The organism is Pseudomonas sp. GL_117 (genome assembly GCF_057835125.1).
Window position 1 is genome coordinate 4,833,529 of record NZ_CM174418.1, and the last position, 24,305, is coordinate 4,857,833.

Consider the following 24,305-nt stretch of genomic DNA (forward strand, 5'->3'; position numbering starts at 1 on the left):
TAACGCAATGGCATGTCAAAAAAACACATTTAGTCTTATTTGAATTTTAAATACACCATCAACTTTTACAATTCTGAAAGCTTTGTAAAACATCGTACAAAAAGTTTGCACATCCGTGAAAACGGTCTAGCTTCAAACGTCCAACCCCCTGACTAATTAGTTAACTATAACGGAGGAGCCGCTCTGGAAAGCACCTTTCGGAGCTTTTCATTGCCAATGGGATTCCATCCTAAGTCATTAATTCACAATGGAATGTGCCAATGAAGTGATCTGAGTCAGCTGTTTGAATAGCTCACGGATTTATTCTGTGGTCTCTCTTCTCCTGCATTGGAGTCACGCAATGTCTGAAACTCCTGGAAAACTTAGGCTTGGCGCACTGGTTGCACTTGTCGTGGGTTCGATGATTGGTGGCGGGATCTTCTCACTGCCGCAAAACATGGCCGCCAGTGCTGATGTGGGCGCGGTGTTGATCGGTTGGGTCATTACCGCCATTGGCATGTTGACCCTCGCGTTCGTCTTTCAAACCCTTGCCAATCGCAAGCCCGACCTCGACGGCGGCGTGTACGCCTACGCCAAGGCCGGTTTCGGCGACTACATGGGCTTCTCGTCGGCCTGGGGCTACTGGATCAGTGCCTGGCTAGGCAACGTGGGGTACTTCGTACTCTTGTTCAGCACCCTCGGTTACTTCTTTCCGATCTTCGGCGAAGGCAACACCCCCGCAGCCGTGATCGGCGCATCGGTGCTGCTATGGGCCGTGCACTTCCTGGTGCTGCGCGGGATCAAGGAAGCGGCGTTCATCAACCTGGTGACTACCGTCGCCAAGGTCGTGCCGCTGGTGCTGTTCGTGTTGATCGCACTGTTCGCGTTCAAGCTGGACATCTTCACCGCCGACATCTGGGGCGTGAAAAACCCGAGCCTGGGTAGCGTGATGAACCAGGTGCGCAACATGATGCTGGTCACCGTGTGGGTGTTCATCGGTATCGAGGGCGCGAGCATCTTCTCGTCCCGTGCGGAGAAACGCTCGGACGTGGGTAAGGCCACTGTCATCGGCTTTATCACCGTGCTGCTGTTCCTGATGCTGGTGAACGTGCTGTCCCTGGGGATCATGACCCAACCGGAACTGGCCAAGCTGCAGAACCCGTCGATGGCCGCCGTGCTGGAACACGTGGTGGGCCACTGGGGCGCGGTGCTGATCAGCGTCGGCTTGATCATCTCGCTGTTGGGTGCGCTGCTGTCGTGGGTGCTGTTGTGTGCGGAGATCATGTTCGCCGCCGCCAAGGACCACACCATGCCGGAGTTCCTGCGCAAGGAAAACGCCAATCACGTGCCGGTCAACTCCCTGTGGCTGACCAACGCGATGGTGCAGGTGTTCCTGGTGATCACGCTGTTCTCCGCCAGCACCTACTTGTCGCTGATCTACCTCGCCACCTCGATGATCCTGGTGCCGTACCTGTGGTCGGCGGCCTACGCCCTGCTGCTGGCGGTGCGCGGCGAGACCTACGAAAACGCCCTGAAGGAGCGCCAGAAAGACCTGTTCATCGGCGCCGTCGCCCTGATCTATGCGATCTGGCTGCTTTACGCCGGCGGTACCAAATACCTGCTGCTCTCCGCCCTGCTCTACGCCCCCGGCGCAATCCTGTTCGCCAAGGCCAAGCGTGAACTGGGCAAACCGATTTTCACCAACGTCGAGAAGCTGATCTTCGCCGCAGTGGTCATTGGCGCCCTGGTGGCGGCCTATGGGCTCTACGACGGTTTCCTAACCTTGTAATTGTTGATAACTGGAGGATCTGTAATGACCACGGAAAAAGTGAAGTACGGCGTACATTCCGAAGCCGGCAAACTGCGCAAAGTCATGGTGTGCTCCCCAGGCCTGGCCCACCAGCGGCTGACGCCCAACAACTGCGATGAACTGCTGTTCGATGATGTGCTGTGGGTGGCCCAGGCCAAGCGCGACCATTTCGACTTCGTGACCAAGATGCGCGAGCGGGATATTGATGTGCTGGAAATGCACAACCTGCTCACCGACATCGTTGCCATCCCTGAAGCGCTGGACTGGATCCTGGAACGCAAGATCACTGCCGATACGGTCGGCCTGGGCCTGGTCAATGAAGTCGGCTCCTGGCTGCGCAGCCTGGAACCACGCAAGGTCGCCGAGTTCCTCATCGGTGGCGTCTCGGCCGATGACCTGCCGAGCCAGTTCGGCGGCAAGACCATCGAAATGTTCCGCGACTTCCTCGGCCACGCCAGCTTCATCCTGCCGCCACTGCCCAACACCCAGTTCACCCGTGACACCACTTGCTGGATCTATGGCGGCGTGACGCTGAACCCGATGTACTGGCCGGCGCGACGTCAGGAAACCCTGCTGGCTTCGGCCATCTACAAATTCCACCCCGAGTTCACCAACGCCGACTTCCAGGTCTGGTATGGCGACCCCGACAAGGATCATGGCGCGTCCACCCTGGAAGGCGGCGACGTGATGCCGATCGGCAACGGGGTGGTGTTGATCGGCATGGGCGAGCGCTCGTCCCACCAGGCGATCGGCCAGCTGGCGCGCAACCTGTTCAAGAACAAGGCGGTGGAGAAGGTGATCGTTGCCGGTCTGCCGAAATCCCGCGCCGCGATGCACCTGGACACCGTGTTCAGCTTCTGCGACCGCGACCTCGTGACCATCTTCCCCGAAGTGGTCAACCAGATCGTCGCCTTCACCCTGCGCCCTGACGAAAGCAAGCCGCACGGTATCGACATCCAACGCGAAAAAACCAACTTCCTCGACACCGTTGCCGCTGCCCTTGGCCTCAAGGCCCTGCGGGTAGTGGAAACCGGCGGCAACGCCTTCGCCGCCGAGCGCGAGCAGTGGGACGACGGCAACAACGTGGTCGCCGTGGAGCCCGGCGTGGTCATCGGCTACGACCGCAACACCTACACCAACACCCTGCTGCGCAAGGCCGGCGTGGAAGTCATCACCATCAGCGCCGGTGAACTCGGCCGGGGCCGTGGCGGCGGCCACTGCATGACCTGCCCGATCATCCGCGACCCTATCGACTACTAAACGACCATCCACCCGGCGGCGCATATCCCGCGCCGACCGGGCCGATTACCGAATCCAAGGAGAATCATCATGGCGTTCAACATCCACAACCGCAGCCTGCTCAGCCTGGAACACCACACCCCGCGCGAGCTGCGCTACCTGCTGGACCTGTCCCGCGACCTCAAGCGCGCCAAGTACACCGGCACCGAACAGCAGCACCTCAAGGGCAACAACATTGCGCTGATCTTCGAAAAAACCTCGACCCGCACCCGATGCGCCTTCGAAGTGGCGGCCTATGACCAGGGCGCCAACGTCACCTACATCGACCCGGGCTCGTCGCAGATCGGCCACAAAGAAAGCATGAAAGACACCGCCCGCGTGCTCGGGCGCATGTATGACGCCATCGAATACCGTGGCTTCAAGCAGGAAATCGTCGAGGAACTGGCCAAGTTCGCCGGGGTGCCCGTATTCAACGGCCTGACCGACGAATACCACCCGACCCAGATGATCGCCGACGTGCTGACCATGCGTGAACACGCCGACAAGCCGATTCACGAGATCAGCTACGCCTACCTGGGTGACGCACGCAACAACATGGGCAACTCGCTGCTGCTGGTAGGTTCCAAACTCGGCATGGACGTACGCATCTGCGCACCGAAAGCGCTGTGGCCCCACGATGACCTGGTCAGCCGCTGCAAAAAATACGCGGAAGAAAGCGGCGCACGCCTCACCCTCACCGACGACCCGAAAGCTGCGGTCAAAGGCGTGGACTTCATCCACACCGACGTCTGGGTGTCCATGGGCGAGCCAGTGGAAGCCTGGGCTGAACGCATCGAGCAACTGCTGCCGTACCAGGTGAACGCCCAGTTGATGAAAGCCACCGGCAACCCACGCACCAAGTTCATGCACTGCCTGCCGGCGTTCCACAACAGCGATACCAAGATCGGCAAGCAGATTGCCGAACAGTATCCGCACCTGGCCAATGGCATTGAAGTGACGGATGACGTGTTCGAGTCGCCGGCGTGCATTGCCTTCGAGCAGGCGGAAAACCGCATGCACACCATCAAGGCGATCCTGGTCTCCACCCTCGCCGACCTGTAACTGAAGGAATGCGGTCAACTGTGGGAGCGGGCTTGCTCCCACATTTTTTGCACCGTGTTCACAACGATGAATTTCAGAAGGACACTCTGTATGCGTATCGTCGTTGCACTGGGCGGCAACGCCCTGCTCCGCCGTGGTGAACCCATGACCGCGGACAACCAACGCGCCAATATCCGGATCGCCACCGAACAGATCGCCAAGATCCATTCTGGCAACGAACTGGTGATCGCCCACGGCAATGGTCCGCAAGTCGGCCTGCTGTCGTTGCAGGCGGCGGCCTACACCCAGGTTTCGCCTTACCCGCTGGATGTGCTGGGCGCCGAGACCGAAGGCATGATCGGCTACATCATCGAACAGGAACTGGGCAACCTGCTGGACTTCGAGGTGCCGTTCGCCACCCTGCTCACCCAGGTCGAAGTCGACGCCAAGGACCCGGCCTTCCAGAACCCGACCAAACCGATTGGCCCGGTGTATTCCAAGGCCGAAGCGCAGAAGCTCGCCGCCGAAAAAGGCTGGGCCATTGCGCCGGATGGCGACAAGTACCGCCGTGTGGTCGCCAGCCCGCGGCCCAAACGCATCTTTGAAATCCGCCCGATCAAGTGGCTGCTGGAAAAAAGCGCCATCGTGATCTGCGCTGGCGGCGGCGGCATCCCGACCATGTATGGCGAAGACGGCAAACTGCGTGGCATTGAGGCGGTGATCGACAAAGACCTGTGTTCGTCGCTGTTGGCCTCGCAACTGGACGCCGATCTGCTGGTGATCGCCACCGACGTCAACGCGGCCTTTATCGACTACGGCAAGCCGACCCAGAAAGCCATCGGCCATGCCCACCCCGACGAAATCGAGAAACTCGGCTTCGCCGCCGGCTCCATGGGGCCCAAGGTGCAAGCGGCCTGCGAGTTCGCCCGCAAGACTGGCAAAACCGCAGTCATCGGTTCACTCTCGGACATCGAAGCGATCGTCCAGGGCAGCGCCGGTACACGCATCAGCACGGCAAAGCCTGGCATTACCTACCTGTGAAGTTGAGGAGAAACGCCGATGGCCACCTTTGAACCGGGTCACTTGCACGTTGAACGTCATGCACTCAATGCCAATGACTACAGCTACAACCTGTGCATCGACTATGAAGTCAGCCAGGACCCCAAGGAAGGCAAGGGCATGCTCTTCAAGCTGCATGGCTCGGTGCAGGGCAAGGACATCAAAGAGGAGTTTTTCCTGCCCAAGGACCAGGCATTCGACTTTGCCCGGCATGCGATGAACATTGCGCAGAAGTACGGCATGCCAAAGGTGGCGGTGCTCAACGGCTCGATGCACAAGCAGTACGACTTGATGTTCGAGGATGTGCGCCGTCAACTGGATGTGAAGCCAGGTGATCCGGTCAAACCTGAGCACTTAGAGTAAGCACAGCGTAAATCCCCTGTGGGAGCGGGCTTGCTCGCGAATGCGGTCGATCAGTTAGCACATCAGTGACTGATACACCGCATTCGCGAGCAAGCCCGCTCCCACATTTGGATCTTCATCCCATGTGAGATTTCACCTCTACCCTCGCTCCAAGGCATACTTGGCACCCTTCGCATCCCAGAACCAAGCGCCATCCCATGCGTATCCACGTCAGCTTCATCGACCGCGTCGGCATCACCCAGGAAGTCCTGGCCCTGCTCGGTGGGCGCAATCTCAACCTGGATGCGGTGGAGATGGTGCCGCCCAACGTCTATATCGACGCGCCGACCCTCAGCGCTGATGTGCTCGAAGAACTGCGTGATGCGTTGTTCAGCGTGCATGGCGTGCAAGCCGTCACCGTGGTCGACATCCTTCCCGGCCAACGTCGCCACCTGCAACTCGACGCCCTGCTGGCCGCCATGACCGACCCGGTGCTGGCGCTGGACAGCGCGGGCACGATCCTGCTGGCCAACCCGGCACTGATCGCCCTGTACGGCCGCGAACCGGCCGGGGAAAGCATCAGCGCACTGTTCAACGACCCCAAGCTGCTGGAGACCTTGCTGGAGCAGGGCTTTCGTTTGCCCTTGCGCGAAATCAGCGTCAACGGCCAGACCCTGCTGCTGGACGCCACGCCGATCACAGACGCCGGCGCCCTGCTGACGTTGTACCAACCCAACCGCATCGGCGAACAACTGTCGGCACTGCACCACGACCACGCCGAAGGCTTTGATGCGCTGCTCGGCGAGTCCCCGGTGATCCGCACCCTCAAGGCCCGCGCACAGCGGGTGGCGGCGCTGGATGCGCCGCTGTTGATCCAGGGCGAAACCGGCACGGGCAAGGAACTGGTGGCGCGGGCCTGCCACGCCATCAGTGCGCGGCACAGTGCACCGTTCCTGGCACTGAACTGCGCGGCGTTGCCGGAAAACCTCGCCGAGAGCGAGTTGTTCGGCTATGCACCGGGCGCGTTTACCGGCGCCCAGCGCGGTGGCAAGCCGGGGCTGATGGAGCTGGCCAACCAGGGCACGGTGTTTCTCGATGAAATCGGCGAGATGTCGCCGTATCTGCAGGCCAAGCTCCTGCGTTTTCTCAATGACGGCAGTTTCCGTCGCGTGGGGGGTGACCGTGAGGTGAAGGTCAACGTGCGCATCCTCAGCGCCACCCACCGCGACCTGGAAAAGATGGTCAGCGAAGGCACCTTCCGCGAAGACCTGTTCTACCGCCTCAACGTGCTCAACGTCGAAGTGCCGCCGCTGCGCCAACGGGGCCAGGACATCCTGCTGCTGGCGCGCTACTTCATGCAGCAGGCCTGCGCGCAGATCCAGCGCCCGGTCTGCCGCCTGGCCCCCGGCACCTATCCGGCGCTGCTGGGCAACCGCTGGCCGGGCAATGTGCGCCAGTTGCAAAACGTGATCTTCCGCGCCGCCGCCATCTGCGAAAGCAGCCTGGTGGACATCGGCGACCTCGACATCGCCGGCACCTCGGTGGCCCGCCAGAATGACAACGAAGTCGACAGCCTGGAGCAGGCGATGGAAGACTTCGAACGCAACCTGCTGGAAACGCTCTACACCAGCTACCCCTCGACCCGCCAACTGGCCAGCCGTTTGCAGACCTCCCATACGGCGATTGCCCATCGCTTGCGCAAGTACGGCATTCCCAACAAGCCCTGAACTCACAAAATCCAAATGTGGAATGCTCCCACATTTGGGATGCCTTCCCATTTTTGGTCCAGGAACGACATTCCGTGTACTGAAAGCGCTACAGCGTAACGATTTCGCTACAACCCTGTTTTTTGCGTGCCATGCAAGGCTTTGATCCACATAGGCTTTTTTTAACGGGTCCAACTGTATCGAAATCGCTACAGGCGAAATGCATAACGCTCTAACCAAATTAACTAAGTCGTTGTTTTATAACAATTTAATAACCTTGGCCGCGTTCTTGCTAAGCAACTCCTCATTATTCCAATCCCGTCCACCAGACGATTCTGGCCCTGAGGAGTTTTCATGAGCGAGTTGCGTTTCACCGAAGATCACGAATGGCTGCGCGCCGAAGCTGACGGCAGCGTCACCGTGGGTATCACGGCTTTTGCGCAGAACGCGCTGGGTGACGTGGTTTTCGTGCAACTGCCGGAGTTGCAGGCCTACGAGCAAGGCGCCGAAGCGTCCACCGTGGAATCGGTCAAGGCCGCCAGCGGCGTGTACATGCCCCTGACCGGCGAAGTGCTGGAAGTGAACGACAAACTGAGCGACAGCCCGGAACTGGTCAACGAAGACCCGCTGGGCGAAGGCTGGTTCTTCCGCTTTAAACCGGCCGATGCCGACGCGGTAGCTAAACTGTTGGATCAGGACGCGTACGACCGCCTGATCAAAGCCAACGCCGAAGCTTGAGGAGCGCGCAATGACCGTTAACATCAGCACCGCCAACGAATTCATCGCCCGCCACATCGGCCCGCGCGCGCAAGACGAGCAACATATGCTCGCCAGCCTCGGTTTCGACTCCCTCGAAGCCCTGAGCGCCAGCGTGATCCCGGAAAGCATCAAGGGCACCAGCGTACTCGGCCTGGAAGACGGCCTGAGCGAAGCCGCGGCCCTGGCCAAGATCAAGGCCATCGCCGGCAAGAACCAACTGTTCAAGACCTACATCGGCCAGGGCTACTACAACTGCCACACGCCGGCGCCGATCCTGCGCAACCTCCTGGAAAACCCGGCCTGGTACACCGCCTACACGCCGTACCAGCCGGAAATCTCCCAAGGCCGTCTGGAAGCGCTGCTGAACTTCCAGACCCTGATCAGCGACCTTACCGGCCTGCCGATCGCCAACGCCTCGCTGCTGGACGAAGCCACCGCCGCTGCAGAAGCCATGACCTTCTGCAAGCGCCTGAGCAAGAACAAGGGCAGCAACGCCTTCTTCGCCTCGATCCACAGCCACCCGCAAACCCTCGACGTGCTGCGCACCCGTGCCGAGCCACTGGGCATCGACGTGGTGGTGGGCGACGAACGCGAACTGACCGATGTCAGCCCGTTCTTCGGCGCCCTGCTGCAATACCCGGCCAGCAATGGCGACGTGTTCGACTACCGCGCACTGACCGAGCGCTTCCACGCCGCCAACGCCCTGGTGGCCGTGGCCGCCGACCTGCTGGCCCTGACCCTGCTGGCCCCGCCGGGCGAGTTCGGCGCCGACGTGGCCATCGGCAGCGCACAACGCTTCGGCGTGCCGCTGGGCTTTGGTGGCCCGCACGCGGCGTACTTCTCCACCAAGGATGCGTTCAAGCGCGACATGCCCGGCCGCCTGGTCGGTGTGTCCGTCGACCGTTTCGGCAAGCCGGCCCTGCGCCTGGCCATGCAGACCCGCGAGCAACATATCCGCCGCGAGAAAGCCACATCGAACATCTGCACCGCCCAGGTGCTGCTGGCCAACATCGCCAGCATGTACGCCGTGTACCACGGCCCCAAAGGCCTGACCCAGATTGCCCAGCGTGTGCACCAGCTGGCCGCGATCCTGGCCAACGGCCTGGCTACCCTGGGTTTCAAGGCCGAGCAGCAAAACTTCTTCGACACCCTCACCCTCAACACCGGCGCCCACACCGCGGCCCTGCATGACAAGGCCCGTGCCCAGCGCATCAACCTGCGTGTGGTAGACGCTGAGCGTCTTGGCGTTTCCGTGGATGAAACCACCACCCAGGCCGACATCGAAACCCTGTGGGCGATCTTCGCCGACGGCAAGGCCCTGCCGGACTTCAATGCCAGCGTCGACAGCACCCTGCCCGCCGCGCTGCTGCGCCAATCGCCGGTGCTCAGCCACCCGGTGTTCAACCGCTATCACTCGGAAACCGAGCTGATGCGCTACCTGCGCAAACTGGCCGACAAGGACCTGGCGCTGGACCGCACCATGATCCCGCTGGGCTCGTGCACCATGAAGCTCAACGCCGCCAGCGAAATGATCCCGGTGACCTGGGCCGAGTTCGGCGCCCTGCACCCGTTCGCCCCGGCCGAGCAGAGCGCCGGCTACCTGGAGCTGACCTCCGACCTGGAAGCCATGCTCTGCGCGGCCACAGGTTACGACGCGATCTCCCTGCAACCGAACGCCGGTTCCCAGGGTGAGTACGCCGGCCTCCTGGCGATCCGTGCCTATCACCAGAGCCGTGGCGATGCGCGCCGCGACATCTGCTTGATCCCGTCGTCGGCCCACGGCACCAACCCGGCCACCGCCAACATGGCCGGCATGCGTGTGGTGGTGACCGCCTGCGATGCCCGCGGCAACGTCGACATCGAAGACCTGCGCGCCAAGGCCATCGAGCACCGCGATCAGCTCGCCGCAATGATGATCACCTACCCGTCCACCCACGGCGTGTTCGAAGAAGGTATCCGCGAAATCTGCGGGATCATCCACGACAACGGCGGCCAGGTGTACATCGACGGCGCCAACATGAACGCCATGGTCGGCCTGTGCGCACCGGGCAAGTTCGGCGGCGACGTGTCCCACCTGAACCTGCACAAGACCTTTTGCATTCCCCACGGCGGTGGCGGCCCGGGCGTCGGCCCGATTGGCGTCAAAGCGCACCTCACGCCGTTCCTGCCGGGCCACGCGGCCATGGAACGCAAGGAAGGCGCGGTGTGCGCGGCGCCGTTCGGCAGCGCGAGCATTTTGCCGATCACCTGGATGTACATCAGCATGATGGGCGGTGCGGGCCTCAAGCGCGCTTCGCAGCTGGCAATCCTGAATGCCAACTACATTTCCCGTCGCCTGGAAGAGCACTACCCGGTCCTCTACACCGGCAGCAACGGCCTGGTCGCCCACGAATGCATCCTGGATCTGCGCCCATTGAAAGACAGCAGCGGCATCAGCGTGGATGACGTGGCCAAGCGCCTGATCGACTTCGGTTTCCATGCGCCAACCATGTCGTTCCCGGTGGCCGGCACCTTGATGATCGAGCCGACCGAGAGCGAATCCAAGGAAGAACTGGACCGCTTCTGCAACGCCATGATCGCCATCCGCGAAGAAATCCGCGCAGTGGAAAACGGCACCCTGGACAAGGACGACAACCCACTGAAAAACGCCCCGCACACCGCCGCTGAACTGGTCGGTGAATGGACGCACCCGTACACCCGCGAGCAAGCGGTGTACCCGGTGCCGTCGTTGATCGAAGGCAAGTACTGGCCGCCGGTTGGGCGCGTGGACAACGTGTTTGGTGATCGCAATCTGGTGTGCGCCTGCCCTTCCATCGAGAGCTACGCGTAACCTGAGGCTGTACTCGGTCAAAAATGTGGGAGCGGGCTTGCTCGCGAATGCGGTCTATCAGTTGATACAACTGTGATTGACCCACCGCTTTCGCGAGCAAGCCCGCTCCCACATTTAACCGAGTGGGCCTTCAGAAAATAATAAGAAACCGGAGAACAACCATGTCTTTAAGCGTGTTCGACCTGTTCAAGATTGGCATCGGCCCCTCCAGCTCCCACACCGTCGGCCCGATGCGCGCCGCCGCTCGATTCGTCGAGGGGCTCAAGCGTGACGACCTGCTGAGCGCCACCACTTGCGTCAAGGTGGAACTCTACGGCTCGCTGGGCGCCACCGGCAAAGGCCACGGCAGCGACAAGGCCGTGTTGCTGGGCCTGGAAGGCGAACACCCGGACACCGTCAACACCGAAACCGTGGCCACGCGCCTGGCGCAGATGCGCAAGGACGGCCGCCTCAATCTGCTCGGCGAACACAGCATCGTGTTCAACGAGAAAGAACACCTGGCGATGATTCGCAAACCCCTCGCCTACCATCCCAACGGCATGATTTTTCGTGCCTTCGACACCGCCCATATCCAGATCCGCAGCCGCGAGTACTACTCGGTCGGTGGTGGTTTTGTGGTGGATGAAGACGCGGCCGGCGCCGACCGTATCGTCGAAGATGCCACCCCGCTGACCTTCCCGTTCAAACACGGTAAAGACTTGCTGCAGCATTGCACGACCTACGGGCTGTCTATCAGCCAGGTCATGCTGACCAACGAAAGTGCCTGGCGCCCCGAAGCCGAAACCCGCGCCGGGCTGCTGAAGATCTGGCAGGTGATGCAAGATTGTGTGGCTGCGGGCTGTCGCAATGAAGGCATCTTGCCCGGCGGTTTGAAGGTCAAGCGCCGCGCGGCGGCGTTGCATCGCCAGCTGTGCAAAAACCCGGAATCGGCGCTGCGTGATCCGCTGTCGGTACTGGACTGGGTCAACCTCTATGCCCTGGCCGTCAACGAAGAAAACGCCAATGGCGGACGCGTCGTGACGGCGCCCACCAACGGTGCGGCCGGAATCGTGCCGGCGGTGCTGCATTACTACATGCGCTTTATCCCCGGCGCGAACGAAGACGGCGTGGTGCGCTTTCTGCTCACCGCTGCCGCCATCGGCATTCTGTACAAGGAAAACGCCTCGATTTCCGGCGCCGAAGTCGGCTGCCAGGGCGAAGTCGGCGTGGCCTGTTCAATGGCCGCCGGCGCCCTGTGTGAGGTGTTGGGCGGCACGGTTTCCCAGGTGGAAAACGCCGCCGAAATCGGCATGGAGCACAACCTCGGCCTGACCTGCGACCCGATTGGCGGGCTGGTGCAGGTGCCGTGCATCGAGCGCAATGCGATGGGCTCGGTGAAAGCCATCAATGCGGTACGCATGGCCTTGCGCGGCGACGGGCAGCACTTTGTGTCCCTCGACAAGGTCATCCGCACCATGCGCCAGACCGGCGCCGATATGAAAAGCAAATACAAGGAAACCGCCCGTGGCGGTTTGGCGGTCAACATTATCGAGTGCTGACGCCTCAAGGCGCGCCAGCACGTTTTTCAGGAGCTGAACATGTCCACCGAAACCCTGTTGAAAACCCCACTGCATGCCCTGCACATCGAACTCGGCGCGCGCATGGTGCCCTTTGCCGGCTACGACATGCCGGTGCAATACCCACTGGGCGTGATGAAGGAACACCTGCACACCCGTGAACAGGCCGGGTTGTTCGACGTGTCCCACATGGGCCAGATCCGCCTCACCGGCGCGAATGCCGCCAAGGCCCTGGAAACCCTGGTACCGGTCGACATCATCGACCTGCCGGTCGGCATGCAGCGCTACGCGATGTTCACCAACGAGCAGGGCGGCATCCTCGACGACCTGATGGTGGCCAACCTGGGTAACGACGAACTGTTCCTGGTGGTCAACGCGGCCTGCAAGGACCAGGACCTGGCGCACCTGCGCAAACACATTGGCGAACAATGCAGCATCGAACCGCTGTTCGAAGAACGCGCCCTGCTCGCCCTGCAAGGCCCGGCGGCGGTAAAGGTGCTGGCGCGCCTGGCGCCGGAAGTCACCAAGATGACCTTCATGCAGTTCGCCTCCCTGCGCCTGCTGGGGGTGGACTGCTATGTCAGCCGTTCGGGCTACACCGGTGAAGACGGTTTTGAAATCTCCGTACCCGCTGCCAGCGCCGAAAGCCTGGCCCGCAGCCTGCTGGCCGAGACCGAAGTCCAGCCCATCGGCCTGGGCGCCCGCGACTCCCTGCGCCTGGAAGCCGGCCTGTGCCTGTACGGCCATGACATGAACGCCGACACCACGCCGATCGAAGCCAGCCTGCTGTGGGCGATCTCCAAGGTCCGCCGGGCCGACGGCGCGCGTGCCGGCGGCTTCCCGGGTGCCGACCGCATCTTCACCCAACAGCAAGCCGGTGTGAGCCGCAAGCGTGTGGGCCTGCTGCCGCAAGAACGCACGCCGGTACGGGAAGGCGCAGAGATCGTCGACGAACACGGCACCGTGATCGGCTGCGTGTGCAGCGGCGGTTTTGGTCCGACCCTCGGCGGCCCGCTCGCCATGGGTTACCTGGACAGCGCATTCATCGCGCTGGACACTGAAGTCTCTGCGTTGGTACGTGGGAAAAAGGTGCCTCTTCGTGTAAGTAAAACGCCATTCGTCCCACAGCGTTACTATCGTGGCTGAGTAACTGTTCCTATAAGTAACGCGGTTGCGTTAATGCGCACTAATTTGTAACGCAACCGCCATAAAACAGTGCATTGACGATAGTCAATACATTAAGGAATATCCTATAACAAGTGATCAACTCTATCGAATAAGGCCAGTCCCGAACAGCCACCAAAGTGTCATAAAACCGAGCAAACGCTGGGGTTTTGTCAGGGCTTGTATTTTACTTATTAGTTGGCGTAGAGTTTGCCCACTGTGTTTGCATGGGTCGCTTTGAACCTGGACCTGGGCAGTAGCTGAAGTAGTTGCGCTACAACCCGTTCGACGTCTTACTTTCCTGCAATCCAGTCCAGTACTCTTTCATGCGAAAGAGGCTGTCATTAATTTTTAGCGTCAAGGAAATAAGAAAATGTCGGATAGCAAACGTCAGAGCGGCACCGTCAAGTGGTTTAACGACGAAAAAGGGTTTGGTTTTATCACTCCAGAAAGCGGCCCGGATCTGTTCGTGCATTTCCGCGCTATTCAGGGCAACGGCTTCAAGAGCCTGAAAGAAGGCCAGAAAGTGACCTTCGTCTCGATCCAGGGCCAAAAAGGCCTGCAAGCAGACGAAGTACAAGCAGAAGGCTGATCCTTCCTGCGACAAAAAGCCCCTGATATGACATCAGGGGCTTTTTTATGGGCGTTATTCCGTACTATGGCTTTTTTCTCCAGAGAGCCCTGCCATGTCCAAATCCCTGCTGAGCCCCCAGGGCGAATTTCCCGCCGTTGGCCTGGGCCGTCGTCTGGCAGCGATGTTCTATGACTTCCTGTTGTGCACCGCGCTGCTGATCGTCACCGCGTTTATCTACAAGCTGGTGTGGATGGCGTTTATCGGCGAAGCCAAGATGCGCACCCTGACCGAATCCGGTGCGCTGGACGGCGATCCGTTGCTGTCGACGATTCTGTTTTTTGTGCTGTTTGGCTTCTTCGCCAAGTTCTGGACCCATTCCGGGCAGACCCTGGGCATGCAGGTGTGGGGCGTGCGCGTGCAGAACGCCGACGGCTCGCGGATCAGCCTGTGGCAGGCGCTGCTGCGGTTTGTGGTGTCGATTGCGTCGTGGCTGTGCGTGGGGCTGGGGTTTGTCTGGTCGCTGTTTGATAAGCAAAAGCGCAGCTGGCATGACATCTATTCGGACACGCAGTTGGTGCGGATACCGAAGCAGAAGAAATAACCCCGACCAAATGAAGATCCAAATGTGGGAGCGGGCTTGCTCGCGAAGGCGGTGTATCAGTCAATCAATATATCGACTGACACTCCGCCTTCGCGAGCAAGCCCGCTCCCACATTTTTGGCCGAGTTCGCCTCAGGTCAGGCGTTACCGGCAAGCTTCAACCGCGCCGCCTGGGTGAAATCCAGCATGCGCTTGAGCGGCCTTACCGCATGCGGAATCACCGACGGCTCAACGAAGATCTCGTTGCTGCCCTTACGCAGGCACTGCAATGTGCGCTCCAGCGTGTTCATCGCCATCCACGGGCAATGCGCGCAACTGCGGCATGCCGCGCCGTTACCGGCGGTGGGCGCTTCGACAAACACCTTGTCCGGGCACAGCTGCTGCATCTTGTAGAAGATGCCGCGGTCGGTCGCCACGATAAATGTCTTGTTCGGCAAACGCTGGGCGGCGGCAATCAGTTGGCTGGTGGAACCCACCGCGTCGGCCAGTTCGATCACCGCCGTCGGCGATTCCGGGTGCACCAGGATCGCGGCGTCCGGGTACAGCGCCTTCATGTCCTCCAGCTGCTTGGACTTGAACTCCTCATGGACGATGCATGCACCGTCCCACAGCAGCATGTCGGCACCGGTCTGGCGCTGGATGTAGGTGCCCAGGTGCTTGTCCGGGCCCCAGATGATGGTCTCGCCGTTGTCCATCAGGCTCTCGACGATTTCCAGCGCGCAGCTGGACGTCACCACCCAATCGGCGCGGGCTTTGACCGCCGCCGAGGTGTTGGCGTAGACCACCACCGTGCGCTCGGGATGCTGGTCGCAAAACGCGGAAAACTCGTCCACCGGGCAGCCCAGATCCAGGGAGCACGTGGCTTCCAGGGTCGGCATGAGGATACGTTTTTCGGGGGTGAGGATCTTGGCGGTCTCGCCCATGAACCGCACGCCGGCGACCAGTACGGTCTTGGCCGGGTGGGCGGCGCCGAAGCGGGCCATTTCCAGGGAGTCGGAGACACAGCCGCCGGTTTCTTCGGCCAGGGCCTGAATCACCGGGTCGCAATAGAAGTGGGCAACCAGCACCGCGTCCTGGGCTTTGAGCTCGGCGGCAATGGCGGCACGCAGGCTCGCCTCTTCATCGGCGCTGAGGGCCTTGGGCTGCTTGGCGTCGAGGTGGGCTTGAACCAGTAGGCGTTCGGAAATTTGCGTCATGTTCGCAAGACCTGCAGGCGCAGTAGCGCGAAAGTCGAGTGTACCACCGGCTCTGGAGCCCATCGGGCGCCGCCGGACGAAGTGTTTTTGCTCATCAAGCACGGTTGAAACAGAAGCCGCGCAAGGCTACAGAATATCCAATCGATTCAAAAGCCCAATCTGGCGTTTGCACGTGCGTCTGTCGGGCAAAAAAGGGAAGCCCCAGCAGCGGAGCTTCCCTTTTTTTGTCCCATGACGCGGCCCTCAGACCACCCGTGGATCAATCTCCGCCGCCCATCAAGGCGCGCCCGCACCAGCCGGAAAAGCCCGGGCCGGTGCGCGGCAGCGGTTGCAAACCGGCCTGCAAGTGCTCGATGACAAACGTCACGTCCTCAATCAACGGCTGCGCCAGGGTAATCAAGCAAATGCCTAACGTTGCCTTCATGAACGTCTCCCTATTTCAATCAAACTGAGGATCAAATGAGCGGCCGCTGCGGATTGCCGGTCAACTGCGCCTGTTGATTGGCGAGAGCATGCTCAACAAATACATCGGCGAGCAGCGCACCCAGCAAATCCTCGGCAACGGCAACGTGCGCCAACTGGAATTCCAGAAGACCTCGGCCGCCAGCGCCAGCCATGCCAGCGCCCTGACCCGCTACCTCAACCACGGCGTGACCGGCACCCTGGACATGCACATTCACACCCTGAGCCTGCTCTGCGAACAGCTCAAGCTGCTGAGCCCCGACGCGCTCTCGCAAAGCCTGCAATTCAGCGCGACCGACATCGAGAAACTCGAGCGCGCGCGCGACATCATGATCGAGCAGATGGACCAGCCGCTGACCATCCCCTGTCTCTGCACGGCGGTCGGGCTCAACGAGTTCAAGCTCAAGGAAGGTTTGCACTACCGCTTCAACTCCACTGCGCACCGCATACTCAACGAGATCCGCATGCGCAAGGCCTACACCTTGCTGGAAAGTGGCTGTCAGGTGGCCCAGGCGGCTTATCAGGTGGGGTACAAATTTCCGAATAACTTCAGCGCAGCGTTTACGCGGTTTTTTGGCAAACCGCCCAAGTCGGTGTTTGGCAAACGGCGCTGAGCCCGTCAAGGGTGCGTGGCGGGAGCCCGTTTGAAGGCTGCCTGGGCCTTGGGGTTGGTCAGGATGCTGTAGCGCGTGGTGCGCGAGACTTTCCGGGTAAGGAAGCGTTCGAATACGGGGTCGAAGATGGACCGTTGCAGATTCGGCTGCTCGTCCACCAGGTAACGCTCACAGAGCGCACGATAGGCTTCGAGGCTGACGAAGCGCTTGATCCAGAAGTGATAGAAGTAACCCATGGAGAAACCCAGGCTGAAGTCATGATCGATAACCGAATGCGCGCAGCACTCAAAATCGATTAGGCGCAGCTGACCGTCCGGCGCGATCAAGATGTTCTTGGGGTGGGGGTCCATGTGCACAAACCCTTCGGCGAGCATCTGCGCAAACAGTCGAAACACCTGTGGCAGTAGTGCAGCGGCCTGTTCAGGTTGCGCGACAAGACGATCATCCACACTGCAATGATCATCAAAAAAGCCCACCAGCAGGTACTCCTCTTTCAGGAACGGAAAGCGCGCTTTATAGCCGAACCCGGCGACGCGCGGCACGCTGGCTGACTTGGTGGACACCACGGACAGGTTAATGAACTCGTTGGTCAGGTCATGCAGGCCAAATGCACGTTTTAGCCCCAGGTAGTTCTGCAGCTGTTTTTTCCAGTGCTCAAGCTTGTTGTGCTTCAACACCCACCGGCGCTCGCCCTCCAGCAGGAACACCCCGCGCGTGGCCTCGGGTATGTCGAGGGTGGTGTGTTGTTCCGGTGCGGCGAGGAAGCGCTGGACCAGCGTGGAGAGTTCAGGCTGATAGCGGGGGTCGAAATAGAAGATTAGGTCGCCGAGGGGCGTGGTTTGGAATGCGCGGGTCATGCGGTTTAGGTGACGCATTGGGCCTTCCTCACATGGGCTATCGGCTTTGGCTAAATCGTCCAGCTACGCAGGCTTACCTAAATCGCAAGCAAAAAAAAACCCGGAAATCCTCACTTGCGTGGGCCTTCCGGATTTTCTAAACCGCCAAAAATGGTGGGTCGTGTGGGATTCGAACCTACGACCAATTGGTTAAAAGACAATTGGATGCGTAGTTTAGGAAACTGGTAAGGCGCAGCTCTAGGTCGGTATCCCCGTAGGCTCGCAGCCTCTAATGATCTCACATTAGAGGCTTCAACAGATGAAAATTACTGCGATTGCAGATACCAAAGGTGGCGTGGGCAAGACCACCATTTGCGCGAACCTTGGTGCTGTTTGTGCTGACGCTGGGCTGCGAACACTACTGATCGATCTTGACCCGACGCAGCCTTCTCTCTCGTCGTACTACCCCCTGCTTGAAGAAGCGCAAGGCGGTATCTACGACATGCTCACGTCCAATGTCATTGATCCTGCCCTCGTCATTTCCAGCACGACGATCCCCAATCTGTCATTGGTCTTATCGAATGACGTCAACAACCAGCTGAACAACCTGCTCTTACAGGCACCCGACGGCAGATTGCGCCTCAACCACCTGATGCCAGCGTTCCAGGACCATTTCGACCTGGTGCTGATCGACACCCAGGGCGCCAAGTCGATCCTGGTGGAGATGGCAGCCTTGGCGTCGGATCTGGTGGTGTCGCCCCTTGAGCCGAACATGCTCGCCGCTCGGGAATTCAATCGCGGGACCTTGCAGATGCTGGATGGCCTGCGCGCTTACGAGCGGCTCGGCATGAAGATCCCGCCCGTGAAGATCGTGTTCAACAGCACCGACCTTACCAACGACGCAAAAATGATCGAGCAATCGGTGCGTGAGGTCTTCAAAGACAGCTCAGAAATAAGTGTTTTGGAAAGCACCGTTCCGGCCGCCGTGGTGTTTCGAAACGCCGCATCCCAAGGTAAACCAGCGCATCGACTGGAATATCGACAACCTTCGGACCGTGAATCCCCTTCTGCTTTGGCGGTTATCAGAAGGCTGGCAATCGAGGTTTTCCCAGAGTGGAGCGACCGCTTCGAACGGCTCACTCAGGACGCGGTGAAATCGCTTGTAAAGGGAGCGCTTTGAGATGCAGAAGTCCTCCATTACCCAAGCAAAAACCATCACCGCCGAGGTGGTGCTTGAGCTGAGTACGTATCACACCGCCAAAGACCTACGCAGCCTGCAAACCAAGCTCACATCCACGGCACGGGAACTTCACGCTTTTTCCAATAGCGTCACGCTACTCGGAAAGATCGGGGGGAAACTAAGTTTTGAGCAACGCCAGCTTCTGCGCGATGCGGCCAATTTGATCCAGTCCGTCGGGTTCAACATTGAACACGCGAAAGAGAAACGTCAGCGGTCCGAGACTGCAGCCAAAACACGCCAGAAAGACCGTGACGCATCGGCAAAGAAACTCGTTGAATACGCCTACCCGCTCCCCACCGATACGCTGGGGCATAAGCTGGAAATCATTCGACTTGCCTTGGTTTTGAATCGTGCGGGTTACTTTCACGCTTTCTATACGCCGGTTGAGTTTTCGCTCCGCTACCGGAATTACGTCACCGACACTCCCAGCATCAATGGTCGGAAGAGTCCAAGGCGCTTCTGGGAAGATAAGATTGCAACACTGCGATCTGACCTGAAATACGGGATTCAAGAGCACTTGGCGTTGAAGGGCGAGATGACTGTTCAGGAGCGTTTTCTCGCACTGCAACGTCAAGTCGAAGCGCTTTACACCCAGGTATCAAGCGACCCCTACGAGGTCGAAACCCTCCAGCTCTGGTCGCATGCCCTGTCCTCGATAGAAATGCTGGAGGACGAGCAATAATGGACAGGCAGAAAGTCCTCGACCGCGTCGCCAAGTGCTTTGCCTTGGCCAACTCCAGCGGCGCCTCGCCAAACGAAGCCCAAACTGCGCTCCGTCAGGCCCGCGCCCTGATGAAGCAATACAACCTCGAAGCCATCGAAATTGCAGCCCATTCCATTGGGGACGTCAGCATTCCGACCGGCACCCGTCGCGCGCCCCAAGACTGGCTGCACCACCTTGCGCTGATCTGCGGGCGGGCGTTCGACTGTCAACACATCGCCTATCACAACCAGGTACAGAGCTGGTCGTTCAAGTTCCTGGGCGTGGGAATCTCGCCGGAGCTTGCGGCCCATGCCTATTCAGCACTTCACCACCAACTGGTGGCGGCACGTCGTGCGCATGTCGCCCGACAGAAACGCTGCCAGCTGAAAACCAAGCGTCGCCGGGGCTTGTTGTTCGCAGAAGGATGGCTGAATGCGGTGAACCACAAAGTCGTGGAGTTTGCCGGTGCGATGGACGATGACGTGGTACAGGCGATCAACGCTTACCTAGAACATCATCACCCGAGTCTTCAAACCATAGAGATTCGCTCTCAAAGTCCCAAAGGCCACGATGCCAATTCGCTGGAGGCCGGCTGGCAGCAAGGCCAGCAGGTGCGGCTCCATCGGGGTGTGGGGAAGAATCGTCAGGCCGCGCTGGAGTCTTTGTCATGAACCACCTCGACTTGTCGCCTCCCTACTCGATTGAAGCAGAGCAAGGTGTTTTGGGTGGTCTGCTGCTGGATAACACCACCTGGGACCTCTTGGCCGACAGATTGGATGCTGTGGACTTCTTTCGACACGAGCATCGGTTGATTTTCCAAACAATGGCCGCGCTCGCCAGCAAGTCCATTCCATTCGATGTCGTGACCGTCCTCGACGCCTTGGAAACCCCTGAGGATGCTGGAGGCCTCGCTTACCTGGGCGAGTTGGCCCACAACACTCCGTCGGTCGCGAACATTGAGCACTACGCGTCCATCGTGCGTAATCGCTCGCAGCTCCGCCAGTTGATGTCCCTGGGATACCAGTGCTCCCGCGAAGCAACAGACCCTCAGGCCAACGCCACGGAGGTTCAGGAGTCGATTGAACAGCAGCTCTTCGCCCTGGGCGGTGGTAAGCGTGCGGCGGAATTCGTCAACCTCAACCAGTGCCTGATGAACGTCGTTGACCAAATCGACGAACACTTCAATGGCAACGTTTCAGTAACCGGCGTGGCCTCGGGCATTGATGAGTTGGACGCCCTGACTTCAGGATTCCAGGATGCTGACTTGATCATCCTCGGCGCCCGCCCATCGATGGGCAAAACTGCCTTCGCCTTGAACTGCGTGGACTCAGCCTTGCAAGCCAAGCTGGAGCGGACAGTGCAGGTGTTCAGCCTGGAAATGCCTGCGAAAGCGCTGATCTATCGGCTGATGGCCATCCTTGGCCACATCGACCTCAGCAAATTGTTGAAGGGCAAACTCGACGACGAGGACTGGCCCAAGCTGGCCGCCGCTGTGGCACGCATCAACAGCTATGGCGAACGCTTGGTCATTGACGACACCTCTGCCCTCACACCGACCGCCCTTCGGGCCAAATCCCGCCGAGCGGCGCGGCGCTTTGGTCACCCGTCACTGATCCTGGTGGATTACCTGCAGCTGATGCGCTGCCCCGGCCAGGAAAACCGCGTCAATGAAATCAGCGCTATCTCCCAGGCGTTGAAGGCATTGGCCAAGGAGATGAATTGCCCAGTCATCGCCCTCTCCCAACTGAATCGGGAGCTGGAGCGCCGTCCGAACAAGCGCCCGATCAACGCAGACCTACGCGACAGTGGCGCCATTGAGCAGGACGCCGATCTGATCATGTTCATCTACCGCGACGAGTACTACCACCCCGAGACCGAGCAGCCGGGCATCGCTGAAATCATCATCGGCAAGGCCCGCAACGGCCCAGTCGGGGCCGTCAGAACCGCCTTCATCCCTCATCAAACCCGTTTTGCAAACCTCAGCGCCAACAGTGTCTGGCAAGGAGCCTCCGTATGAATACCCGTCCACTGCCAGGCATCACCCATTGGTGTCTCAGCTGCAAAACTCATCATATGCACCAGCGCGTCCGGCATTGCATACCTCACCCAAGACCTTTCGAAGAGGACGTTGAGGTACTGGTCTGCCCCTATTGCAGCAGTTCTGACGTGGAAGAGTTGGTGGATGCCCCTCTTCACCTGACGCAACCGAATGAAGCTCGGCACTACAGCGTGGTGTTCCGAATTCCAGCTGCGCGCGATGCCGCACAACAGTTCCTGCACGACCTCGGTACCCGTTTCCCTGGCGACCAGGCCCAAATTGTCGCACTGCAAATGGGCCACGCGCTGGCTACAGAGGAGTCGGGACTATGACAGCCAACCTGCTACGCGGCACGCGCGAAAACCTTCGCCAACTGGTCGATTTTGCAAAAGCAAACGGCTGGACGGTGTCACGCACCCGTGGTGGTCACATCAGGTTCACCAAGCCTGGTCTGGGCTCTATCTACACCTCATCCACGCCCAGCGATTACCGCGCTGAACTGAACGCCAAAGCACAACTTCGTCGTGCCGAACGTGCCATGTCCCAACACACCCTGGAGGAAATCTGATGCCGAAACGACTAGCCCGCAAACTTGAAGAGAAATTTGTTGTTCGCCTTCCGGCCGGCATGCGCGAGCTTATTGCGGCTAAGGCGAGCGAGAACGTGCGGTCCATGAACTCGGAGGTTGTTCATCGCCTGGAAACAACGGCCAAGCTTGAGGCGGACCTGGATCGAGCGCTGCGCACCATTGATCAGTTATTGGCGGTAAACGCTGCGCAAGGTTCGGGGGACGGCACATGAAAGAGTCTTTGATGCAGTCCATGAAGGAAAAGATTATGCAGCCGGCGTTCGAACCCAAGGCTCCGGCAGTCGCGCGCATGAGCGATCCAATTGTCGACACACCGATGGTGTTGACGCTGGATGAGACGCGGCCCTATGACGAGAACCCAAGGACCACGCGCAATCCCAAGTATGCCGAGATCAAAGATTCGATCCGGCAGCGCGGGCTTGATGCCCCTCCTCCGGTGACGCGCAAGCCTGGGGAGGAGAAGTTTCGCATCAGGAATGGGGGGAATACGCGCCTGGCGATTCTTAATGAGCTGTACCAGGAAACTGGGGAAGATCGGTTCTTCAGGTTTCATTGCCTTTTTCGGCCGTGGGACGAGACCCGTGGTGAAATCATTTCCCTAACTGGGCATTTGGCAGAGAACGATCTTCAGGGCCAGCTCAAATTTATCGAGCGTGCTGTCGGGGTCGACAAAGCGAGATTGCTCTATGAAGCAGAACTCGGTACTGCGCTTTCTCAACGCGAGCTTGCAAAACGCTTGGCTGCGGATGGGTACCCCGTGTCTCAACCTCACGTCAGCCGTATGCTGGACACTATTCGCTACCTCCTTCCAACGATCCCAGGTTTGCTCTACTCAGGCCTCGGATTTGATCGCGTAACCAAGCTGCTCAGTCTCAGAAAATGCGCACTGGCCTGCTGGGAGCGGCATTATCAAGTTGAAGAAAATGCACTCAAATTTGATGCGGTATACCAGGAAGTTTTGGCTCAGTTTGAAGGAGAGGCCGACGAATTTTCTGTCGAGCGCTTTCAGGACGAACTGGTTCATCAACTTCAAGACCCACTGAAACTCAGCTACGAAAAGGTTCTGCTTGAGATAACCCTAAACATAGACCAAGTAAGACGTTCAACGCCTATCGTTGAGCTCCCTCTTATGCCTGTAGAAGCCCCCGCGAAAAGCCTCGAAGAACAACCTCCTGCCCCAGAAAGCCCAGATCCAGTGCTGCTCCCGGCAAACAACCCTCCTCCCATACAACCGGTGGCCTCTGCCCCGCCCGTCATCCTAAGCCCCGAAGAGCAACAAGCCCGACTGGATGGTCATGTGGTCAGCCCCGTGAGTACGACTACCAAGGTACTCCAGATAAAACGGCGACTCGCAGCCATTGACGGTGAGGAGCTTCCCGACTTCAACACCAACGCGCTGGTGGCGATTCCGGTGCAGGTTGGCGGCCTGCATCCCATTTCTGACCTTTGGTACATCGAGCGTGAAATCGATACGCCGGACCTGCTTCGTGAGCACATTGCGCAACTAGCCCGAGAAATTCTCACTTCCGTGAATGCACCCGGCGCAATCCACGATATTCAAGGAGGCATCGGATTCAGCTATCACAGCGCAGCCGAGGAATCGGAACTGTCGGCGACTGCACAGCACACCATGTTGCTTTTGGAGTCCTTGAGCGGTTCGGTTGCAATAGCACTCAAACTGATCAAGCAAAAACCTGAGCTACAGGTGGACGCTCTCACTGACTTCGAGTTCGCTGCGGGACTCGGCCAGCTCCTAATGGGGCAACCCACTACTAAAGATCAGCCCCCCGGCTCGTCAGGCCGACTGAGTGATGAAGCGCTGGTGAAGTTATTCCGTGTCATTCGCCTCGCACGACGCCTGATTGATCTTGAAGTCACCCATCTCAATGACCCCGCGCACCAGATCGACAATTGATGAAAAGCGTTCAC

The 24,305-nt window shown here is 59.6% G+C and carries 24 protein-coding genes; 21 read left to right on the plus strand and 3 right to left on the minus strand.

Annotated elements, in window-relative coordinates; all coding sequences use genetic code 11:
• The first annotated feature begins 340 nt into the window (after positions 1–340).
• From arcD to AC3ISR_RS22035, 12 genes are all read left to right on the plus strand, one after another.
• Complete coding sequence (arcD, locus tag AC3ISR_RS21980) at positions 341–1,768, plus strand: arginine-ornithine antiporter (protein ID WP_192299410.1); 1,428 nt, start codon at positions 341–343, stop codon at positions 1,766–1,768.
• 24 nt (positions 1,769–1,792) lie between these two features.
• Positions 1,793–3,049, plus strand: a complete 1,257-nt coding sequence (arcA, locus tag AC3ISR_RS21985) for an arginine deiminase (RefSeq protein ID WP_192299411.1) — start codon at positions 1,793–1,795, stop codon at positions 3,047–3,049.
• Between the two features lie 69 nt (positions 3,050–3,118).
• Positions 3,119–4,129 (plus strand): ornithine carbamoyltransferase, encoded by a 1,011-nt coding sequence (locus AC3ISR_RS21990; RefSeq protein WP_192299412.1) that lies wholly within the window; start codon positions 3,119–3,121, stop codon positions 4,127–4,129.
• A 90-nt stretch (positions 4,130–4,219) separates the two neighbouring features.
• On the plus strand, positions 4,220–5,149 hold the full coding sequence (gene arcC / locus AC3ISR_RS21995) for a carbamate kinase (protein ID WP_192299413.1): 930 nt from the start codon (positions 4,220–4,222) through the stop codon (positions 5,147–5,149).
• An 18-nt stretch (positions 5,150–5,167) separates the two neighbouring features.
• A complete protein-coding gene (locus tag AC3ISR_RS22000; protein WP_192299414.1) occupies positions 5,168–5,530 on the plus strand; it encodes a DUF5064 family protein in 363 nt (120 codons plus the stop codon).
• 197 nt (positions 5,531–5,727) lie between these two features.
• A complete protein-coding gene (locus tag AC3ISR_RS22005) occupies positions 5,728–7,236 on the plus strand; it encodes a sigma-54-dependent transcriptional regulator (RefSeq protein WP_192299415.1) in 1,509 nt (502 codons plus the stop codon).
• A gap of 333 nt (positions 7,237–7,569) precedes the next feature.
• Positions 7,570–7,953, plus strand: coding sequence for a glycine cleavage system protein GcvH (gene gcvH / locus AC3ISR_RS22010; RefSeq protein ID WP_192299416.1), 384 nt, complete (start codon positions 7,570–7,572; stop codon positions 7,951–7,953).
• 10 nt (positions 7,954–7,963) lie between these two features.
• Positions 7,964–10,804 carry an aminomethyl-transferring glycine dehydrogenase gene (gene gcvP / locus AC3ISR_RS22015; protein WP_192299417.1) on the plus strand — a complete coding sequence of 947 codons (2,841 nt, stop codon included), beginning with the start codon at positions 7,964–7,966 and terminating at the stop codon, positions 10,802–10,804.
• A 161-nt stretch (positions 10,805–10,965) separates the two neighbouring features.
• Positions 10,966–12,342, plus strand: a complete 1,377-nt coding sequence (locus tag AC3ISR_RS22020; RefSeq protein WP_463984265.1) for an L-serine ammonia-lyase — start codon at positions 10,966–10,968, stop codon at positions 12,340–12,342.
• A 39-nt stretch (positions 12,343–12,381) separates the two neighbouring features.
• On the plus strand, positions 12,382–13,506 hold the full coding sequence (gene gcvT, locus AC3ISR_RS22025; RefSeq protein WP_463984264.1) for a glycine cleavage system aminomethyltransferase GcvT: 1,125 nt from the start codon (positions 12,382–12,384) through the stop codon (positions 13,504–13,506).
• A 391-nt stretch (positions 13,507–13,897) separates the two neighbouring features.
• On the plus strand, positions 13,898–14,116 hold the full coding sequence (locus AC3ISR_RS22030) for a cold-shock protein (RefSeq protein WP_192299420.1): 219 nt from the start codon (positions 13,898–13,900) through the stop codon (positions 14,114–14,116).
• A gap of 94 nt (positions 14,117–14,210) precedes the next feature.
• The gene (locus tag AC3ISR_RS22035) at positions 14,211–14,699 is read left to right on the plus strand and encodes an RDD family protein (protein ID WP_192299421.1); all 489 of its coding nucleotides are present in this window, start codon (positions 14,211–14,213) and stop codon (positions 14,697–14,699) included.
• Positions 14,700–14,835: 136 nt separating this feature from the next.
• On the opposite strand, the gene nadA is transcribed toward AC3ISR_RS22035, so the two are convergent.
• The gene (nadA, locus tag AC3ISR_RS22040) at positions 14,836–15,894 is read right to left on the minus strand and encodes a quinolinate synthase NadA (protein ID WP_463984263.1); all 1,059 of its coding nucleotides are present in this window, start codon (positions 15,892–15,894) and stop codon (positions 14,836–14,838) included.
• Positions 15,895–16,153: 259 nt separating this feature from the next.
• Positions 16,154–16,318, minus strand: coding sequence for a hypothetical protein (locus tag AC3ISR_RS22045; RefSeq protein WP_463984262.1), 165 nt, complete (start codon positions 16,316–16,318; stop codon positions 16,154–16,156).
• Positions 16,319–16,406: 88 nt separating this feature from the next.
• Here AC3ISR_RS22045 and AC3ISR_RS22050 point away from each other — a divergent pair, with 88 nt between their 5' ends.
• Positions 16,407–16,970, plus strand: a complete 564-nt coding sequence (locus tag AC3ISR_RS22050) for a helix-turn-helix domain-containing protein (protein WP_463984261.1) — start codon at positions 16,407–16,409, stop codon at positions 16,968–16,970.
• Between the two features lie 5 nt (positions 16,971–16,975).
• Here AC3ISR_RS22050 and AC3ISR_RS22055 read toward each other — a convergent pair whose 3' ends face one another.
• A complete protein-coding gene (locus AC3ISR_RS22055; protein ID WP_463984260.1) occupies positions 16,976–17,845 on the minus strand; it encodes a phosphotransferase in 870 nt (289 codons plus the stop codon).
• A gap of 280 nt (positions 17,846–18,125) precedes the next feature.
• Here AC3ISR_RS22055 and AC3ISR_RS22060 point away from each other — a divergent pair, with 280 nt between their 5' ends.
• The 8 genes from AC3ISR_RS22060 to AC3ISR_RS22095 are packed head-to-tail and all read left to right on the plus strand — an operon-like array spanning position 18,126 to position 24,291.
• Complete coding sequence (locus AC3ISR_RS22060; RefSeq protein ID WP_489324431.1) at positions 18,126–18,986, plus strand: ParA family protein; 861 nt, start codon at positions 18,126–18,128, stop codon at positions 18,984–18,986.
• Between the two features lies 1 nt (position 18,987).
• Positions 18,988–19,728, plus strand: a complete 741-nt coding sequence (locus tag AC3ISR_RS22065) for a hypothetical protein (protein WP_463984258.1) — start codon at positions 18,988–18,990, stop codon at positions 19,726–19,728.
• Entirely contained in the window at positions 19,728–20,420 is a 693-nt protein-coding gene (locus tag AC3ISR_RS22070; protein ID WP_463984257.1) for a DUF2786 domain-containing protein, read from the plus strand. The genes AC3ISR_RS22065 and AC3ISR_RS22070 overlap by 1 nt, the downstream gene beginning before the upstream one ends.
• Entirely contained in the window at positions 20,417–21,766 is a 1,350-nt protein-coding gene (gene dnaB, locus AC3ISR_RS22075; RefSeq protein WP_489324432.1) for a replicative DNA helicase, read from the plus strand. Before AC3ISR_RS22070 ends, dnaB begins: the two co-directional genes overlap by 4 nt.
• Complete coding sequence (locus AC3ISR_RS22080) at positions 21,763–22,119, plus strand: hypothetical protein (RefSeq protein ID WP_489324433.1); 357 nt, start codon at positions 21,763–21,765, stop codon at positions 22,117–22,119. The genes dnaB and AC3ISR_RS22080 overlap by 4 nt, the downstream gene beginning before the upstream one ends.
• On the plus strand, positions 22,116–22,355 hold the full coding sequence (locus AC3ISR_RS22085) for a type II toxin-antitoxin system HicA family toxin (RefSeq protein WP_489324434.1): 240 nt from the start codon (positions 22,116–22,118) through the stop codon (positions 22,353–22,355). Before AC3ISR_RS22080 ends, AC3ISR_RS22085 begins: the two co-directional genes overlap by 4 nt.
• Positions 22,355–22,588, plus strand: coding sequence for an Arc family DNA-binding protein (locus AC3ISR_RS22090; protein WP_463984253.1), 234 nt, complete (start codon positions 22,355–22,357; stop codon positions 22,586–22,588). Before AC3ISR_RS22085 ends, AC3ISR_RS22090 begins: the two co-directional genes overlap by 1 nt.
• Positions 22,585–24,291, plus strand: a complete 1,707-nt coding sequence (locus tag AC3ISR_RS22095; protein WP_489324435.1) for a ParB family protein — start codon at positions 22,585–22,587, stop codon at positions 24,289–24,291. Before AC3ISR_RS22090 ends, AC3ISR_RS22095 begins: the two co-directional genes overlap by 4 nt.
• Positions 24,292–24,305: the final 14 nt, after the last annotated feature.

What these genes read in the sequence shown, in the direction of transcription:
- AC3ISR_RS22030 (WP_192299420.1), top strand. Translation starts at nt 13,898, where the DNA reads ATGTCGGATAGCAAACGTCAGAGCGGCACCGTCAAGTGGTTTAACGAC.
- AC3ISR_RS22055 (WP_463984260.1), bottom strand. Translation starts at nt 17,845, where the DNA reads ATGCGTCACCTAAACCGCATGACCCGCGCATTCCAAACCACGCCCCTC.
- gcvH (WP_192299416.1), top strand. Translation starts at nt 7,570, where the DNA reads ATGAGCGAGTTGCGTTTCACCGAAGATCACGAATGGCTGCGCGCCGAA.
- AC3ISR_RS22020 (WP_463984265.1), top strand. Translation starts at nt 10,966, where the DNA reads ATGTCTTTAAGCGTGTTCGACCTGTTCAAGATTGGCATCGGCCCCTCC.
- AC3ISR_RS22095 (WP_489324435.1), top strand. Translation starts at nt 22,585, where the DNA reads ATGAAAGAGTCTTTGATGCAGTCCATGAAGGAAAAGATTATGCAGCCG.
- AC3ISR_RS22060 (WP_489324431.1), top strand. Translation starts at nt 18,126, where the DNA reads ATGAAAATTACTGCGATTGCAGATACCAAAGGTGGCGTGGGCAAGACC.
- AC3ISR_RS22065 (WP_463984258.1), top strand. Translation starts at nt 18,988, where the DNA reads ATGCAGAAGTCCTCCATTACCCAAGCAAAAACCATCACCGCCGAGGTG.
- AC3ISR_RS22085 (WP_489324434.1), top strand. Translation starts at nt 22,116, where the DNA reads ATGACAGCCAACCTGCTACGCGGCACGCGCGAAAACCTTCGCCAACTG.
- arcD (WP_192299410.1), top strand. Translation starts at nt 341, where the DNA reads ATGTCTGAAACTCCTGGAAAACTTAGGCTTGGCGCACTGGTTGCACTT.
- AC3ISR_RS22035 (WP_192299421.1), top strand. Translation starts at nt 14,211, where the DNA reads ATGTCCAAATCCCTGCTGAGCCCCCAGGGCGAATTTCCCGCCGTTGGC.
- AC3ISR_RS22080 (WP_489324433.1), top strand. Translation starts at nt 21,763, where the DNA reads ATGAATACCCGTCCACTGCCAGGCATCACCCATTGGTGTCTCAGCTGC.
- nadA (WP_463984263.1), bottom strand. Translation starts at nt 15,894, where the DNA reads ATGACGCAAATTTCCGAACGCCTACTGGTTCAAGCCCACCTCGACGCC.
- AC3ISR_RS21990 (WP_192299412.1), top strand. Translation starts at nt 3,119, where the DNA reads ATGGCGTTCAACATCCACAACCGCAGCCTGCTCAGCCTGGAACACCAC.
- AC3ISR_RS22090 (WP_463984253.1), top strand. Translation starts at nt 22,355, where the DNA reads ATGCCGAAACGACTAGCCCGCAAACTTGAAGAGAAATTTGTTGTTCGC.
- gcvP (WP_192299417.1), top strand. Translation starts at nt 7,964, where the DNA reads ATGACCGTTAACATCAGCACCGCCAACGAATTCATCGCCCGCCACATC.
- AC3ISR_RS22050 (WP_463984261.1), top strand. Translation starts at nt 16,407, where the DNA reads ATGCTCAACAAATACATCGGCGAGCAGCGCACCCAGCAAATCCTCGGC.
- AC3ISR_RS22005 (WP_192299415.1), top strand. Translation starts at nt 5,728, where the DNA reads ATGCGTATCCACGTCAGCTTCATCGACCGCGTCGGCATCACCCAGGAA.
- AC3ISR_RS22045 (WP_463984262.1), bottom strand. Translation starts at nt 16,318, where the DNA reads ATGAAGGCAACGTTAGGCATTTGCTTGATTACCCTGGCGCAGCCGTTG.
- AC3ISR_RS22000 (WP_192299414.1), top strand. Translation starts at nt 5,168, where the DNA reads ATGGCCACCTTTGAACCGGGTCACTTGCACGTTGAACGTCATGCACTC.
- dnaB (WP_489324432.1), top strand. Translation starts at nt 20,417, where the DNA reads ATGAACCACCTCGACTTGTCGCCTCCCTACTCGATTGAAGCAGAGCAA.
- arcC (WP_192299413.1), top strand. Translation starts at nt 4,220, where the DNA reads ATGCGTATCGTCGTTGCACTGGGCGGCAACGCCCTGCTCCGCCGTGGT.
- arcA (WP_192299411.1), top strand. Translation starts at nt 1,793, where the DNA reads ATGACCACGGAAAAAGTGAAGTACGGCGTACATTCCGAAGCCGGCAAA.
- AC3ISR_RS22070 (WP_463984257.1), top strand. Translation starts at nt 19,728, where the DNA reads ATGGACAGGCAGAAAGTCCTCGACCGCGTCGCCAAGTGCTTTGCCTTG.
- gcvT (WP_463984264.1), top strand. Translation starts at nt 12,382, where the DNA reads ATGTCCACCGAAACCCTGTTGAAAACCCCACTGCATGCCCTGCACATC.